The 15,730-nt window shown below is 61.5% G+C and carries 16 protein-coding genes; 8 read left to right on the top strand and 8 right to left on the bottom strand.

Going from position 1 to position 15,730, the window contains the following annotated elements; translation table 11 throughout:
* Window positions 1–178 precede the first annotated feature (178 nt).
* From HWV07_RS11680 to HWV07_RS11665, 4 genes are all read right to left on the bottom strand, one after another.
* The gene (locus HWV07_RS11680) at window positions 179–1,417 is read right to left on the bottom strand and encodes a site-specific integrase (RefSeq protein WP_178334468.1); all 1,239 of its coding nucleotides are present in this window, start codon (window positions 1,415–1,417) and stop codon (window positions 179–181) included.
* A 728-nt stretch (window positions 1,418–2,145) separates the two neighbouring features.
* Window positions 2,146–2,712, bottom strand: a complete 567-nt coding sequence (locus HWV07_RS11675; protein WP_178334467.1) for a class I SAM-dependent methyltransferase — start codon at window positions 2,710–2,712, stop codon at window positions 2,146–2,148.
* A 1-nt stretch (window position 2,713) separates the two neighbouring features.
* Window positions 2,714–3,292: a DsrE/DsrF/DrsH-like family protein gene (locus HWV07_RS11670; RefSeq protein WP_178334466.1), complete on the bottom strand. Its 579-nt coding sequence runs from the start codon at window positions 3,290–3,292 to the stop codon at window positions 2,714–2,716.
* Entirely contained in the window at window positions 3,289–3,537 is a 249-nt protein-coding gene (locus HWV07_RS11665; RefSeq protein ID WP_178334465.1) for a sulfurtransferase TusA family protein, read from the bottom strand. Before HWV07_RS11665 ends, HWV07_RS11670 begins: the two co-directional genes overlap by 4 nt.
* A gap of 442 nt (window positions 3,538–3,979) precedes the next feature.
* Between HWV07_RS11665 and HWV07_RS11660 the strand changes: the two genes are divergently transcribed.
* The 6 genes from HWV07_RS11660 (at window position 3,980) to HWV07_RS11635 (ending at window position 9,218) form a co-directional block, all read left to right on the top strand.
* A complete protein-coding gene (locus tag HWV07_RS11660) occupies window positions 3,980–4,465 on the top strand; it encodes a YeeE/YedE family protein (protein WP_178334464.1) in 486 nt (161 codons plus the stop codon).
* Window positions 4,462–4,920 (top strand): YeeE/YedE family protein, encoded by a 459-nt coding sequence (locus HWV07_RS11655; RefSeq protein ID WP_178334463.1) that lies wholly within the window; start codon window positions 4,462–4,464, stop codon window positions 4,918–4,920. Before HWV07_RS11660 ends, HWV07_RS11655 begins: the two co-directional genes overlap by 4 nt.
* A 466-nt stretch (window positions 4,921–5,386) precedes the next feature.
* Complete coding sequence (locus HWV07_RS11650; protein WP_178334462.1) at window positions 5,387–5,548, top strand: DUF7512 family protein; 162 nt, start codon at window positions 5,387–5,389, stop codon at window positions 5,546–5,548.
* Window positions 5,538–6,587 (top strand): sulfite exporter TauE/SafE family protein, encoded by a 1,050-nt coding sequence (locus HWV07_RS11645; RefSeq protein WP_178336061.1) that lies wholly within the window; start codon window positions 5,538–5,540, stop codon window positions 6,585–6,587. Before HWV07_RS11650 ends, HWV07_RS11645 begins: the two co-directional genes overlap by 11 nt.
* A gap of 5 nt (window positions 6,588–6,592) precedes the next feature.
* Window positions 6,593–7,762 carry an inorganic phosphate transporter gene (locus HWV07_RS11640; protein WP_425487790.1) on the top strand — a complete coding sequence of 390 codons (1,170 nt, stop codon included), beginning with the start codon at window positions 6,593–6,595 and terminating at the stop codon, window positions 7,760–7,762.
* Window positions 7,763–7,928: 166 nt separating this feature from the next.
* The gene (locus HWV07_RS11635) at window positions 7,929–9,218 is read left to right on the top strand and encodes an MFS transporter (RefSeq protein WP_178334461.1); all 1,290 of its coding nucleotides are present in this window, start codon (window positions 7,929–7,931) and stop codon (window positions 9,216–9,218) included.
* A 188-nt stretch (window positions 9,219–9,406) separates the two neighbouring features.
* On the opposite strand, the gene HWV07_RS11630 is transcribed toward HWV07_RS11635, so the two are convergent.
* From HWV07_RS11630 to trxA, 3 genes are read right to left on the bottom strand one after another with little or no spacing between them, the layout of a single operon-like run.
* Window positions 9,407–10,516, bottom strand: coding sequence for an aminotransferase class V-fold PLP-dependent enzyme (locus HWV07_RS11630; protein WP_178334460.1), 1,110 nt, complete (start codon window positions 10,514–10,516; stop codon window positions 9,407–9,409).
* 19 nt (window positions 10,517–10,535) lie between these two features.
* A complete protein-coding gene (locus HWV07_RS11625; RefSeq protein WP_178334459.1) occupies window positions 10,536–11,546 on the bottom strand; it encodes an NAD(P)/FAD-dependent oxidoreductase in 1,011 nt (336 codons plus the stop codon).
* Window positions 11,547–11,882, bottom strand: a complete 336-nt coding sequence (gene trxA / locus HWV07_RS11620; protein WP_178334458.1) for a thioredoxin — start codon at window positions 11,880–11,882, stop codon at window positions 11,547–11,549. It abuts the gene before it with no gap.
* 306 nt (window positions 11,883–12,188) lie between these two features.
* Between trxA and HWV07_RS11615 the strand changes: the two genes are divergently transcribed.
* On the top strand, window positions 12,189–13,388 hold the full coding sequence (locus HWV07_RS11615) for an MBL fold metallo-hydrolase (protein WP_178334457.1): 1,200 nt from the start codon (window positions 12,189–12,191) through the stop codon (window positions 13,386–13,388).
* Between the two features lie 175 nt (window positions 13,389–13,563).
* On the opposite strand, the gene HWV07_RS11610 is transcribed toward HWV07_RS11615, so the two are convergent.
* On the bottom strand, window positions 13,564–13,962 hold the full coding sequence (locus HWV07_RS11610; RefSeq protein WP_178334456.1) for a helix-turn-helix domain-containing protein: 399 nt from the start codon (window positions 13,960–13,962) through the stop codon (window positions 13,564–13,566).
* 545 nt (window positions 13,963–14,507) lie between these two features.
* On the opposite strand from HWV07_RS11610, the gene HWV07_RS11605 reads away from it, so the two are divergent.
* Complete coding sequence (locus tag HWV07_RS11605; protein WP_178334455.1) at window positions 14,508–15,623, top strand: MBL fold metallo-hydrolase; 1,116 nt, start codon at window positions 14,508–14,510, stop codon at window positions 15,621–15,623.
* The last annotated feature ends 107 nt before the right edge of the window (window positions 15,624–15,730 follow it).

The following is a 15,730-nucleotide window of genomic DNA, read 5'->3' as shown; positions in this document are numbered from 1 at the left end:
TGATCTGAAGCGTTTACGAGGGACCTCCGTAGGAGCCGTGCCACTATTTTATATATCAGTATATGGTTTATATCGGCGTCCGCCATGAAATGCTCCCTTTAACGAACGACTGACTCAGATCCCGGAAATCGTTGTCCAAGTTGCCTAAGTCGGCGGTCCCGGGCACCTCTACCACGATTCACGTGGAGTCGATGTCTTCGATGAGTCCATCAAGCCGTTTTCGCTGCTCTTCCACCTCTAGATGGCGATAGGATTCCTCGGTCGTCGACATGTCCTTATGGCGACCCAGGTCCTGGGCCTCTCCACGATCTCGCTTGAAAACCTCCCCAATCATCCCACGCCGAGCTCCGTGCGGCTGGAGGTAGTCAGCACTCTCGCCGAGGTCCACGCCTGTGTTCGCAGTCAGCGTCTGGAGGCGGCTTCGGGCACCATCCGTCGTCAGCGATGGGGGCGAGACATCGTACTCACGCAGTACAGCATCGATACTCCCCATTTCATCGACAAGCACGTCAACGTCTTGCTCAGGAAGGGCTTCTCGGGCAACCGACCACTTCGATGGCGCGTGACTTGTCGGAAACACCGGCCAGGAGTCCGAAGCCGGTCGCTGCACGCGCTTCAATTGCTTTAGATACTCTGTGGTGGGCCCTGGCAACGGGTGTTTGACCCATGCTTGCTCGCCTTTTCCTAATAGCTCGACAGTCCCGTCGGAGAGTGAAACCCGGTCCCAGCGGAGACCCTGACGGCCTTCCCGAGAATCACGTCGGTGACGCAGGACCTCGGCCCCACGTACGGCCGCGAAGTAGAGCATCGCCACGAGCGCCCGATCTCGAGCCGCTTGTATCGCTGCGGCACTGTGGCCCTCTTCGTCGATGACGTCGTGCGCTCGCTGGCGCGTATAATCGAGGAGCTGTTGTCGTTGCGCGGGGGTCCAGTGCTGCTGGTCGCTATGGTTCGACGCAGAATCTGGCAATTCCTCGGTCGCCTCCTCGGGGAGTGCGGGATTGCGATCGAGGCGGCCATCACGTACGCCCCAGGAGAGACAGGCCCTGATGTAAGCGTAGTAGGTCCGCGCAGTTGCCCCCGAGATCCCCTTCTCGCCCTGTGTCCGGCGTCTCAGGCGTTGTGCGTACCGACGCATGACCTGTGGCCCCTGGTTCGGGTCCCGGAGCTCCTCGAGGTCCGAATCCCGGTCGTGCATCCACTGAGTCCAGCGTCGGAGCTCCGAGGCAGCACTCGATGAGTAGGTACCGTTCCAGTCGACGGCTGTCTCCTCGTCAGCTAGCCAGCGCTGCAACGTCTCGAGTGACGGCGGCGGATCTTTGCTCCGAGATTGGAGATATGCGGCTACGAGATCATTCAGGTCAGATTCCTCCGAGCTCACCCCCTCCGAAGCCGAGGTCTCGTCGTCATCGAGCATCTTTGACGACCAGAGGGCGTCTGGGCCCGTTAATCCACTTGTTTGTACTGCGCTACAACCAAGTGAATTAGGCAATTGGTGATCTTTCCTCTTTCAGCTTGCCATCGGCTCTAAACCCGGATAATTGGCTATTTGGGTCTGTATAAATTGTATATCGCTATATCAAAACTCGCGCTGGCGAGATGAGATTACAGTCAGGAGAAACTGTAACGTGTGGATGTGTAAGTGCTAGAGAGTAACTAGCGTGGCTCGTCCACGAGAACAATAGTCGCGGTATCGACGATGTCACCCGATAGACGGCCTACCAGAAGTCGAAGTTATCGTGGTCGATAGATTGCATACCCTAGGGGACGATTCAGCTCTTATCTGGCGTACTGCAGCGGCTTCGAGTGTGTGACCCGAGGATGGATGGCCAATTGCTCATTGGCTTGTTGACGGAGTAAATCACCGAGGCCGAGGACGGGGTCGTCAGGCTCTTGAGGTCGCGTTGTACGAGCGATTTCTCGGAGACATGCCTATCGTTCGTGATTAAGGCCGGGGAGATTATCGAAGTGGTTGTTGAAAGCGGCATCCGAGTTTGGTGGCGTAATCGCAGTGGGTTTTCTACATTCCGTAGGGAGATCAGGTAGATTGGAGGGCATTGTATTCAGAAATTTCTCGGGGTATGCAAGAGCCTTTGCCAGACGATTGTAACCTAGAAGAGAAGTGCATCAAGGGTTATCTTTGGTTCAGCTTGTACGCCGAACTCCGGTAATTATGAACGTCTCAAAACGAGTTAGGCTCGTTTCGATATCGAACCCGGCATCCCGCAGCTTGTTGCTGGCTTCCTCAGATGTGAAACGCTCGTCAATCGGGGGGCCCGCCTCACCACTACCCTCCTTCGACCAATCGACGATGACGATTCGTCCCTCGGGTGTCATCACACGCGCAAGCTCCGTAAGGGCCGCTGATGAGGCAACCTCGTGAAACGTCATCGTCGAGAAGACACCGTCGAGTTCCGCATCGTCGAACGGCAGCGTCTCGGCGTTCGCGGTGACGAGGTCGACGTTCGACGGCACGCCCTTCCCGCGGTAGTACTCGTGCATCTCCGGTTGGACGTCGATAGCGTAGACCTTCTGGGCGTGGGGCGCGACTTCATCCGTGAAGAAGCCGGTGCCACTTCCGAGATCGGCTAGCACAGACGACTCGCCGGGGTCCAGATGATAGAGAAGTTCCTCCCGGGAGAGGAAGCGGTACCGTTCACCGGCTTCCTCGAGTCGGTCGGCGTCGTCGGCGTCGAAGGTGTGGAAGTCCACGTTACACCAGGAGTTGGATGTCGGCGTCCTCCATCCGCTGGAGGGCCGTGGCGGCGCCGACGCCCGTCGTGACGCCGTCGTAGAAGTCGTCCTCGTCGTAGTCCATCAGGTCGATGGTCATCTCACAGGCCTGCATCTCGACGCCCATGTCGAGGGATGTCTGGACGAGCTCCTCGATGGTTGCGGTGTCGTTGTCGTCGATGCGTTTGTTCATCATCTTCGTCGTCATACGATCCATACCGGGCAGCGCACCAATAGCGTTCGGAACGGGCATGTTCGGATTGCCCACGGAGCTCAGTTTGAGATCTTTCGAGTTGTCCTCGTGGAGAATCTCAAGCCCCCAGAAGGTAGCGAAGACGGTGACGTCCCAGTCGAAGGCTGCGGCTGTACTCGCCAGGATGAGCGGCGGATACGCCATATCGAGGGTCCCCTTCGTCGCGATGATGACCATCGACTTCGTGTCGTCTTCGGTGTCTGTCTGTAGGTCGGCTACCTGGGCTTCCAGTTCGTCGATTCGATCCTGGAGGGCCGCCGTGTCGACGCTACTGCCCGTACCATCGGGTGAGGTGTCGGTGCTCATTCGTCGGTCTTGCGGACGTAGTGCTTGTAGACGTCGTCGCCCTCGATCTGTTCGAGCAGTTCGACGCCGTTCGTCGACTCCGCCCAGCCCTCGATGTCACTCATGCTACCGGGGTCGGTCGCGACAACCTCGAGGACCTCCCCGCTCGCGAGGCCGTCGATGGCCTGTTTCGACTTGACGACCGGCATCGGACAGTTCAGTCCCTGTGCGTCCAGCGTCTCGGTGATGTCGTGGTCTGCACTCATTGTTGGAATCGCCAATGTGTCTGATATTGGCTGTACCAAACAATACTGCCTGGGCGGGATAAAAGTGTTCTGGTAATACACAACTGCTCGGGCAGAGAAGAAGTGTTTTGTATCCCAAAACGCTACTAGAAAATGCGGAGTCGCAATAGAGTGGGAATCTGAGGACTGAAACGCCGTCTACTAGCAATCTCGATTCGAGCACTCCTGATCGCCCGCACACGAATCTGGGTCTCAGTATTGTATGGATGGTGAACTTCTATGCAAAGCCTTAAGCCGAGCCACTTGCTAAATCAGGATAGCAATGCACCAGACGGTATCGAAACGGATAGGCATCCGTCAGACCGCATCGAGGTGCCGTTCGGGACCGACATTCCCTTCGCACCCAAGAGACGGCAGTATCGACGACCGCAATCGCAATATAGCGCGTACGGGGAGATAACCAATGCTCGAACTACTCGGAACCTCACTCGCCGAACTGTTCCCCAACGGAATCTCCCGGTACGCTATCGGTGGTGTCCTCGTCGGACTCGGGGTCGTCATCGTCTACGTGGGTACCGGTATCATCGCGGGCGCGAGTACGTTCCTCGAGTCGACGCTCTCGTACGTCTCGGGACAATCCCGGTTCAAGCAGTACCGCAGTTCGCGGGACTGGCGTATCGTCTTCACTCTCGGGATCATCGGCGGCGCCGCCGTCTACGCCGTGTTGTTCCAGGGTGGCATCTGGACGACCGAGGTTCAGTGGTGGCGACTCCTGATCGGCGGCGTCCTCGTCGGAATTGGAACCCGTATCGGGAAAGGGTGTACATCGGGCCACGGTGTCTGCGGTGTCGCCTCGGCGTCGGTGACGTCCTTCGTCAACGTCGCGATCTTCCTGGCGGTGGCGATCGCGACCGCCCAGCTCGTCATGCTGGCGGGGGTGGCGCCATGAGCGAGCGACACCCGTTGTTCTATCCGGTGGTCCTGCTGGGTGGACTCGTTTTTGGGTTCGGGCTCGCCTACAGCCACATGGCTCGGCCGGAGGTCGTCCTTGAGTTCCTGCAACTCCAGGACTTCGGACTGTTGTTCGTCATGTTCGGCGGGTCGATCGTCGCGGGAATAGCGTTCTTCGCCGTTCCTGCGCTCCGAGAGCGAGCGCCGCTGACAGGTCGTGCATACGGTCGTCGGATGAAGTCCTTCGACCGGAACGTCGCGGCCGGTGGTGTCATCTTTGGCGTCGGCTGGGGCCTCACCGGCATCTGTCCGGGAGCCGCGTACGCCAGCTTGGGCGTCGGAAACTATCCCATCCTCTGGGGCATCGCCGGTATGTTCCTCGGGGCGTATGGACAGGGCTACGTCCGCTCGCTACGCGCCGATCGGGACGTCGACCTCTCGGCAGCTGACTGACGGAGACTCTTCGTCTCCCCGTGTCTATCTATTGACTTTCTAACCGCGGATTTCCGCTCGACGATGGGGCCACGCGACGTCGAGCCTGGAACGACCAGTAAGCACGATTCTGTATTGCATCGAAGAGGCACATCTGGGAGGGGTTTTCTCCCGAGCTTCACCGCTTCTGAAGCCACGATACAGACAGGTATAGAGCTTTGATCCACTCACCTCTCGTCGACATCAGCCGTTCGGAATCGCCGACAGTTGCAGTCGATGCGCGTATCCCTTGGAGTGCTCAGTGGGACGAAACGCCCATCCGACGATGATAACGCATCCATAAGTTACGAGTGGTGCCCTCGGAGTTACTGGAATATAGTATTGTATTATTGACCCAAAACCGTTATCACCTCTGCTTGGTTAGGCTCAATTGAGCAGAAATGTCCGAACCGCGAACTACTGATAGTCGGTCAGAGAGAACGGAGCTATGGCAGGATTAGCGATCCCAACCTGGGACCCACAAGCGGCGATGCTCATCGGCGCCGTCCTCCTCGAGGCGATCGTACTGTACGTCGGTTACGGCGGCCTCGAGAAGCTGATCGGCCCGCGCCTCATGAGCACCCTCCTCGAAGGTGAGGATGCTGTTTGAAAGCGCCCTGAATGCCCTCGGCGGCTCCCCGGAGCTACTCGCATTGTTCGTCGGCTTCGGGCTCCTGGTGGGCATCCTATTCGGGTTCTTCGGCATGGGCGGGTCGTTTCTCGTCACCCCTGCGTTGTTGATGATGGGGTATCCGGCCCGGGTCGCTGTGGGTAGCGGGATGGCGTTCGTCTTCGGGACGGCGGTCATAGCGACGCTGAAACACCACGACCTGGGGCAAGTCGATTACAAGCTCGGCGGCATCATGATCGCCGGCACGACGCTGGGTATCGAAGCAGGGCGTGCGAGCGTCTTCTACCTGGAGGAACTCGGTCTGGCCGGCGGTGTCATCAGCGTCGCCTACGTCCTTTTGCTAGGGGCAGTCGGACTGATGGTCACCCGCGACGCCCTGACGGGCGACGGCGGCGGCATCGACCACGACGCCGCTGACAAGGATCTGGAAGACTACGAGATCCCCGATATCGCGAAGACGATTCAGGAGACGGTGCGTATCCCGCCGCTGGTGTCCCTCCGCGGAGATCTCATCGTCTCCGTCTGGGTGATTCTCGCGGTCGCCTTCGTCACCGGTCTGTTGTCGGGCTTCCTCGGCGTCGGCGGCGGTTTCATCCGCATGCCCGCGATGATCTACGCTATCGGTGCGCCGGTGCCCGTCGCGGTCGGCACCGACCTCTTCGAGATCGTCTTCTCGGGGGCCATCGGTAGCTACCTATACAGCCAGGGCGGCGGCGTCGACCTCGGCATCGTTGTCCCGCTGCTGTTTGGCAGTGCCCTGGGCGCCCGAATCGGGTCGGCAGCCACGGCAGTCGTCGACGCCGACGGCATCAAGATTTACTTCGGTGGGATGCTGCTCGCCGGCGCCGTCGCGGTCGGTATCGGCGAGGTCGGTTCCTATCTGGGTATCGCACTGCTGGAGACCATCGGGCTCGTGCTCGTCCTCGGGGCGGCGCTCGTCGTCGCCGCAGCGGTCGTCTACACGAGCCTGAAGTCGATGCGAGCGTCGCACAACCAATCGCCAGCCACGGCTGACTAGAACCAGTGTTCACGACAGCTGCCGTCACCTTCGCGGTCGCCGCGCTCGTCAGCGCCTTCATGGCCTGGAGCATCGGTGCCGGCTCGACCGGCTCGACGCCGTTCGCGCCCGCGGTCGGCGCCAACGCCATCTCAACGATGCGCGCCGCGTTCATCGTCGGTATCTTCGGCTTCGCCGGCGCCGCCCTCCAGGGAGCCAGCGTCGCCGAGGCCGTCGGTTCCGATCTCATCGGCGGCGTGACGCTCACCGCACAGCCGGTCATCGTCGTCCTCTTCGTCGCCGGCGCCCTCATGGCGTTCGGCATCTACACCGGCTACCCTATCGCGACCGCGTTCACCGTCACCGGCGCCGTCGTCGGAGCGGGCCTCGCACTCGGCGGCACGCCGGCCTGGGGCAAGTACGGCGAGATCGCGGCGCTGTGGATCGTCGGCCCGCTCGCGACAGCGGCGCTCGCCTACGGGCTCGCGTCGGTCCTCCCCCGTGAGGACGTCCCGGACGTCTACAGCATCCCGGTGGTCGCCGGCTTCGTCGGCGCCGTGCTGGCGAACGTGGAGTTCGCCGCCCCGGGCGGCCCCACCTCCCTCTCGGCGGCGGCCGCCGCGTCGTCACCGGTCGCGCCGCCAGCGACACGTCTCGTCGTCTCGCTGCTGGCGTCCGTCGTCGTCGCCGCGACGGTCCACCGGTCGATGCGCCGGGACGTCACCGCCGGGATGTACCGGTTCCTCCTAGCGATGGGCGCGGTGGTGGCGTTCTCCGCGGGAGCGAGCCAGGTCGGCCTCGCGGTCGGGCCGCTGTTGCCGCTGACCGCCGAGTTCTCGATTCCGACGCTCGCCGTCATCGTCGGTGGCGGCGTCGGACTGCTGGTAGGCTCGTGGACCGGCGCTCCGCGGATGATCAAGGCTGTCGCCCAGGACTACGCCTCGCTCGGGCCCCGACGGTCGATCTCGGCACTCGTGCCCGCGTTCCTGTTGGCGCAGGTCGCCGTCCGCTTTGGAGTGCCGATCTCGTTCAACCAGATTGTCATCAGTTCCATCCTCGGCGCGGGCTTCGCCGTTGGGGGCGGCGACGGCGTCGGCGCCAGGAAGCTCCTCGTGACGCTCCTGGCGTGGATGGTCTCACTGACCGTCGCGTTCACTATCGGCTACGGGGCGGTCGCAGTGGTGCCGTGGCTGTGACCTACCGGTATCAGTCCCTGGCCCATCGCCGATTCGCCCCTCTCACGAGGCCGGGACACCGCCGACGAGTACCGATCTACCAACCAGAACGTTCCGGAGGAGGACCGAAGGGACGACAACGAATCAAACTGATGAGTAATCAACGACACCGTCGACAACTACGACCATGACCGCAGGTACGGAACTCAAACAGGGCATCCGCGAACACATCGGACAGTTCTCGCTGCACGTCCTACTGGTATTCGCGACCGGACTGACGATTGGGTCCGAGCGCGCCGTCGTGCCCGTCCTGGGCGAGGAAGTCCTTGGCGTCGAATCGTTGTTCGTCATCGGCTCGTTCGTCGTCTCATTCGGCTTCGTCAAGGCCCTCCTCAACCTCTACGCCGGGAAGTGGGGCGAAGAGTACGGCCGCAAGCCCGTTCTGATTCTTGGGTGGGCGACAGCGCTGCCGCTGCCGCTCATCCTTATCTACGCACCGAGCTGGAACTGGATCACCGTCGGGAACATCCTGCTGGGAATCAACCAGGCGTTGACCTGGAGTATGGCGATCAACGCCAAGATCGACCTCGCCGGGCCTGACCAGCGCGGCCTGGCGGTCGGCATCGACGAGTCCTTCGGCTACACTGGCGTCGCGGTCGGGGCCTGGCTCACGGGTGCCATCGCCGGTCGGTGGAGTCTCCGGCCGGAGCCGTTCTACTTCCTCGCGGTCGTCGTCGTGCTGGCGTTCCTCATCTCGATCTTCCTGATCAAGGAGACCGTCCAGTACGCGCAGGCGGAGGGCGATGCCGACGACCACGACGCGAACCTGCCGTTCAACGAGGTGCTGAAGCGGGCGACCTACGGCGACCGAACGCTGTTCGCCGCCGCACAGGCCGGCCACATCGAGAACTTCGTCGACACGCTGTTCTGGATCGCCGTCCCGCTGTACCTCACGAGTCAGGGGCTCGGGATTGCAGCAGTTGGGGTCGTCGTCGGCGTTCACAGTGCGATGTACTTCTTCCAGATTGGCACTGGTGGTCTCGCCGACCGGATCGGTCGCCGCCCGCCCGTCGTCTGGGGGATGTTCCTCGCCGGCGGTGGCGTCCTCGGGATGGTACTCGTTGAGGGGTATCTCTTGTGGACAGTTCTGGCGGCCGCTTCGGGTTTGGGGATGGCGCTGTTGTATCCGAATTTGATGACGGTACCGAGCGACGCCGCTCACCCGACGTGGCGGTCGGCCGGGATGGGCGTCTACCGGATGTGGCGCGACGCCGGCTACGGCGTCGGAGCGATCCTCATCGGCCTCTCGATGGAATTCGTGAACATTGAGGCCGCATTCTACATGACCGCCATCCTGATGTTCGTTTCCGGGGCAGTGGTGTACGTCTGGATGGAGGAGACCCACCCCGAGTTCGGGACGCACGAGCCACCAGCTCCTGCACCGGAGTCGTCACCGCAACCAGTGCCTGAAGAGTAGAAAATGGAACCGCGAACTGTCGTTCTTTCAAGGTTCCAAGTGCCATACAGTAACAGGTACCTCGATCCCTTCTAGAGCGACCTGACTGGTTGCTGAAGCGTAATCGAAACGGGGGACGGGACTAATGCGAGGCTGTTCCCTGGGCGCCTATCGGTCTTCACCAGCGGCGAGAATCAACTGGTTCGGGATTACGTCTCGAGTTCCGCGAGCAGTCGGTCGATCTCCTCTCCCGTATTGAAGGCGTGAATCGAGACGCGAATAGTATCCTCGCCGGGGAGCGACCGGACCACAATCGATTGATTTGCCAGTCGTTCGACGACGGCTTCGCCATCTCGGACCTCTATCGCAACGAGTCCGGTCTCGTATTCCGAGGGGCTGAGAATCCTGGCATCCGGTACCCCAGCTTTGAGACGGTCTGAGAGTACCTCGATCCGGTTGGTGATCGTCGAGAGTCCGACTTCCTCGACGACGCCGATCGCTTCCCGTAGCGCGACGTGCGCAGCGGGGGTCGTCGTCCCGACCTCAAACCGTCTCGCTCCAGATTCGTACTCGTAGTCCAGAGCAGCAGCCTCGGATACGCTCCGGTATCCGATCGCGACTGGTTCGAGGCGGTTTGCGAGTTCCTCGCGGACGTACAGGAAGCCACCACCCCAGGTTCCGAGCAGCCACTTGTGTCCGGCGGCTGCGACTGCGTCAGCGCCCCACTCGTGGACGTCGATTGGCAGTTGCCCAACCGACTGTACCGCGTCGACCAAGACGAGGGTGTCCTGGTCGTGTGCGATCTTGGTCAGCTCTCCGACAGGGAGTCGAGTGCCTCGTGTCCAAGTGACGGAACTGAGACAGACGAGTTTCGCGTCGGAAACAGCCTCGGTGAAGGCCTCCCGGTCGATCCGGCCGGCCTCGCTTTCGACGACACGTACCTCCACGCCGTGGCGTTCGAGTCGTTGCCAGGGGAGGATACCGGCGGGGTGCTCGAGGTCGGTTCGAACCACCACGTCGCCAGGCTCCCACTCGAGAGCAGTTGCGAAGCGGTTGATGCCGTCCGTAGTGCTCTCCGTGAGCGCTATCTCGTTGTCCTTGGCACCGATGAAGTCGGCGGCCGTCCGACGAACGTCCTCGTAGGTGTCGAAGGCCATCGAATAGGGATCGCCGACAGCGTGCGACTCGTACTCCTGGGTGGCGAGCGTCGACTGTGCAGCCTCCACGACGTATCGAGGGCTCGGTCCGCTCGCTCCGGTGTTAAAATAGGTCGTACTCTCGAGGGCCGGAATGTCGGCACGCAACTCGAGCGGTGTCATCGTTCCCCCGAATATAGCGTCATGCGTTCACGACCTCCTGAGCGGGCATTTCGACCGTCGAGTCGAGCCAGGACTCCGCGTCCAGGGCCGCCATACTCCCTGTCCCCGCAGCGGTGATCGCCTGTCGGTACCGGGCGTCGGCGACGTCACCGGCAGCGAAGACGCCGTCGACGGTCGTCGCGGTGGTTTCGGAGTCGGTTACGACGTGCCCGTTCTGGGATAGTTCGACGGGTGTGTCCTCGAGGAACGCGGTGTTCGGTACGTGACCGACCGCATAGAAGACACCCTGAACGTCGACCGTCTCCCGCTCGACGTCCTCGCCGGCTTCGAGCTTCTCCTTCGGGTGTCCCTCGGGATGGGTGACGAGTGATGCCCCGTTCAGGCCGGTCTCCTGATCGCCATGGAGTTCGACTAGTTCGGTATTCCAGCGGAACTGGATCGCCTCCTCGTCGCGGGCTCGATCGGCCATAATCTCGGAGGCGCGCAGTTCGTCGCGCCGGTGGACGACGGTCACGGAGTCGGCGAACTTCGCGAGGAAGAGCGCCTCCTCCATCGCGGAGTCACCGCCGCCGACGACGAGTACGTCGTTCTCGCGGTGGAACGCGCCGTCGCAGGTCGCACACGTCGAGAGACCGTAGCCCATCAGCCGTTCTTCCCGTTCGGCACCGACCCAGCGAGCGCCGGCGCCGGTCGCGACGACCAATGCGTGCGTCCGAAGTGTCTCTCCGTCGGAGAGTTCGAGTTCGAAGGGCCGATCGTCGAGCGCTGCGTCGGCGACAGTCGCGCGCTGGAACTCGGCGCCGAAGCGTTCTGCCTGTTCGCGCCCCCGCTGGACGAGTTCCATACCGCCGACGCCCTCGGGGAAGCCGAGGAAATTTTCGACGTCCGTGGTCAGCGTCAACTGGCCGCCCGGTTCGTCGCCCTCGAGGACGACCGGTTCGAGGTCGGCCCTGGCGGCGTACACCGCAGCGGAGAGGCCGGCGACGCCGGAGCCGACGACCACGAGGTCGTGGATCTGTCGGTCCGGCATCTACGTTCGGGCGTCGATGACGCCTCGGAGGTCGTCTTCCGACTGGAGTCCGACCAGGCGCTCGGTCGGTTCTCCGTCGACGAAGAGCACGAGCGTCGGAACGCCTCGGACGCCGTAACTAGAGGCGAGAGCCTGGTTGGCGTCCACGTCGACCTTCGCGACCGTCGCTTCGGTATCGGCCGCGATAGTCTCGAGTCTGGGCTCGAGCATCTGGCAGGGCCCACACCAATCGGCGTAGAAGTCCGCCAGGACCAGCTCTCGCTCCTTGGTCAGATCTTCGAGTGCCTCTTCTCCATCGATCCGTATGGGTTCGGTCGGGATTGGTTCTGCTGCCATCACCTTCACGTAGGGGTCGACGCCGTTTATAGTTTTGGAGGATTGGGGCAATACTGGAAAGTGGTGGGTGGTAGGTGATGTTTCGCTGACCTCGAATTCAATACCCCTAGTTAGTTTGATCGTGTGTTCTCGTACCCGTGTACGCGTCCATAACCTCGTTGTAGAACGCTTCCCTAGGTCTCCAACCTCTGTGGCCGGTGGTTCTCTGGAACAAACACCCACTCAACTATCGCTCGATAGTATTGTATAGATATTAGAATATCGTGCAAAACCTTAAGGCCGAGTGTCCAATAGAGGGAACTGAGCATGGACGCAGAAGACATGGACTTCCCGACCCCGGACGAACCGGTCGAATCCATAACCCCCGAGACGCTCAAGGAACGCATCGACTCCGGTGAGGACGTTACACTGCTTGACTCTCGCATGACGAGCGAGTACGAGGAGTGGAAGATCGATGGCCCAACCGTCGAATCGGTCAACGTCCCGTATTTCGAGTTCCTCGACGACGAAATCGACGAGGACGTCCTCGACCAGATCCCCGACGACCGCGAAGTGACGGTGTTGTGTGCGAAAGGCGGCTCCAGTGAGTACGTCGCTGGCGCGCTCGCAGAACGTGGCTACGACGTCAACCACCTGGAGGGCGGGATGAACGGGTGGGCGGCGATCTACGAGCCCCACGAGGTGGAGCGCTACGATGGTCCTGGAACGCTCATCCAGTACCAGCGGCCTTCCAGTGGCTGTCTCGGCTATCTCGTCTACGACGGCGACGAGGCCGCTCTCATCGATCCGCTTCGGGCGTTCACTGATCGCTACCTGGAGGATGCCGACGAACTCGGTGTCGAGTTGAAGTACGCCTTCGATACGCACGTCCACGCCGACCACGTCTCGGGTATCCGCGCCCTCGCCGACGAGGACGTCGAGGGAGTCGTCCCCGAGGCTGCCGTCGACCGTGGAATCACCTATGACGATGAGATGACGGTCGCGAGCGACGGCGATACGTTCCCGGTCGGCGACGCCACTGTCGAGGCCGTTTACACGCCCGGCCACACGTCCGGGATGACGTCCTACCTGATCGGTGGTTCGATGCTGGCGACCGGCGACGGCTTGTTCGTCGAGAGCGTCGCCCGCCCGGATCTCGAGGAGGGTGACGAGGGAGCAGAGGACGCCGCCCGATTGCTCTACGACTCGTTGCAGAACCGTATTCTCACCCTCGATGACGACGTCCTCGTTGGCGGTGCTCACTTCAGTGACGCCGCCGAGCCCGCTGAAGACGGTACCTACACCGCACCCCTGGGTGACCTGAAAGAACAGATGGACGCGCTGACGATGGACGAATCGGAATTCGTCGAGCTAGTGCTGGCCGACATGCCGCCGCGTCCGGCCAATTACGAGGACATCATCGCGACGAACCTCGGACAGAACGAGGTCGACGACGAGGAAGCGTTCACTCTCGAGCTCGGCCCGAACAACTGCGCTGCCAGCCAGGAATCCCTCGCTGGAGACTGAACCCCATACGTTCTGGAATCCGCGGTTCAGACACCACGTTAGGAGTGACTCCGTAGATTATCCCTTTTCAGAGCACGGATTTACTTGCTGTGATATATCCGATTATGGAGTGTATCAATAGTATAGCAGACTGAAGTATTGGACCTACTGGGAACGAAATTTAGGGATGAGCGGTTTAGCTTTCGACCGGTGCGGAAGCGGGCTCGTCGTACTTCTGGCGGAACTCGTCGATCAGCTGGCCCATCTGGGCGTACCAGTCGTTGAGGAGCCGTTGCATATCTTCGGCGATCTCGTCGCCGTCGACGGACTTGTAGACGTGGTAGTAGCCGCCCTGTTCGTAGTTGACCTGGTCCCGCTGGATGAAGCCAGCCTCGCGGAGCCGACGGACCGCCCGGTAGGTCGTCGAGCGTTCGCGGTCGACGGCCTCGGCGAGTTCGTCGATCGTCATCGGTTCGTCTGCTTCAACGACGGTCCTGAAGACCCGTCGTTCGAGGTCGCCCATCCCGTGGAAGCACTCCAGCAGGCTCTCACATTGCATATCCTGCCGGAGCATCTCGCTCAGTGAATCGGCCATCTATACCATACGTACTGACCGCGCGGACAAAAGTCTTGTGCGATTCCTGAACAACCGTGCCAGGGTGGTGTTCGGCCCGATAGACGTCAAATTAGAAGTTGGTGGAATCGTCTCCTGATCGTGTCTGCGGTCGGGAGTTGTGGGTTTTCGGTTGAGGAAACAGAACCATACGATGACACAGCAGACCACTTCGGGTTGAACTTCCGATGCTAGTTTCAGCCGTTAATCCGGACAGAGATACCTACAGACCGTGACGATGGTGTCCAAGTCATCCCGACAGGTGGTCCGTGCGACCGTCTCGAGGGCCGGGGACTCACCGTGAAGGCATTCTACCCGGCGGGTTCAGGAGTGACCGTCGTTTGGCGCACAGAACGGTTGGGATTGCAACCACAATGGGCTACTGCCGAGGACGCTATCTCTCGGGATCAGTCGAAGACCTGACGTAGTCAGATACGATATTCGGAGCTTCGAGGTTGGATACGTACGGACTACCTGTTCAGCGCAGCGGTACCCTTTTACGTCGCAAGTTCGTAATATTGGGTGAGATGAGCAATACTGATTTCCAGAGTCCCACGATCGACCCCAACGAGGTCGCCGACCGACGTGACGACGACGACCTGTTCGTCCTCGACGTCCGCAACGAGGACGACTACGAGGAGTGGCACATCGACGGGAGTTACAACCTTCCCATCTACGACCAGCTGCTCGACGGCGAGTTCGACGGCTTGGAGGAATCACTCGACGAACTCCCCGAGGACAAGGAGATCGTCGTCGTCTGTGTCGCCGGCGTGACGTCGTCGGACGCAGCCGGCTTCCTCGCTGACCGTGGCTACGACGCCAAGTCGATGGACAACGGGATGAACGGCTGGGGGAAGGTCCACGTCACCTACGAGCTCTCAGACCTCGATGGGGTGACCCAGATCGTCCGCCCCGGAACCGGATGTGTCTCGTATCTCGTCGCCGACGGCGACGAAGGCGTCGTCGTCGACCCGAGCCTCTACACCGACGAGTATGGGTCCGTCGCCGCCGAGCACGATGTCGAGATCGTCGCGGCGGTCGATACGCACGCTCACGCCGACCACATCAGCGGCGCGCCGCTACTCGCCGACGAACTCGACGTCCCGTACTATCTGCATCCCGACGACTCCGGGGAACTCGACGACTACACTCCGATCGAGGACAGCGATGCCATCGACGTTGGAGAACGCGAGCTCAGCGTCAAGCACACTCCCGGTCACACCCCCGGGAGCGTCTCCTTCGAGTTCGGCGAGGCGCTGCTCTCGGGTGACACACTGTTCATCCAGAGCGTCGGACGCCCCGACCTCGAGGGGAGCGCCGAGACAGAGGTTCGCGAGGCTGCGAGCGACCTCTTCGAGAGCCTCGAGCGTCTCGCGGACCTCCCGGACGACACGGTCGTCCTCCCGGGGCACTTCGACGACGAGGACGTCCGACCGCTGGCGACGACGCTCGGCGACCTCGAGATGGACAACGAGTTGTTCGGGATGGACGATCGCGAGCAGTTCGTCGACACCATCGTCGAAGGTCTCTCCGACGAACCGGCCAACTACAACCAGATCAAGGCCATCAACTGGGGCCAGGAACCGCTGACGGACGACGCAACGGACCTCGAACTCGGGCCGAACAACTGCGCCGCGAACTGACGACAGTAGTCGAGATTCGGCTACCCAGCCGCACTTTGGAAGCGCTCTTTCCCTCTGAATAGCGGGTTCGTCCCCTCTTCGATCCGGCTACGCCCATCGAAGTGGGA

The sequence above is a fragment of the Natronomonas salina genome (genome assembly GCF_013391105.1).
Classification (GTDB): domain Archaea; phylum Halobacteriota; class Halobacteria; order Halobacteriales; family Haloarculaceae; genus Natronomonas; species Natronomonas salina.
This window is presented reverse-complemented; position numbering and strand designations above follow the sequence as displayed.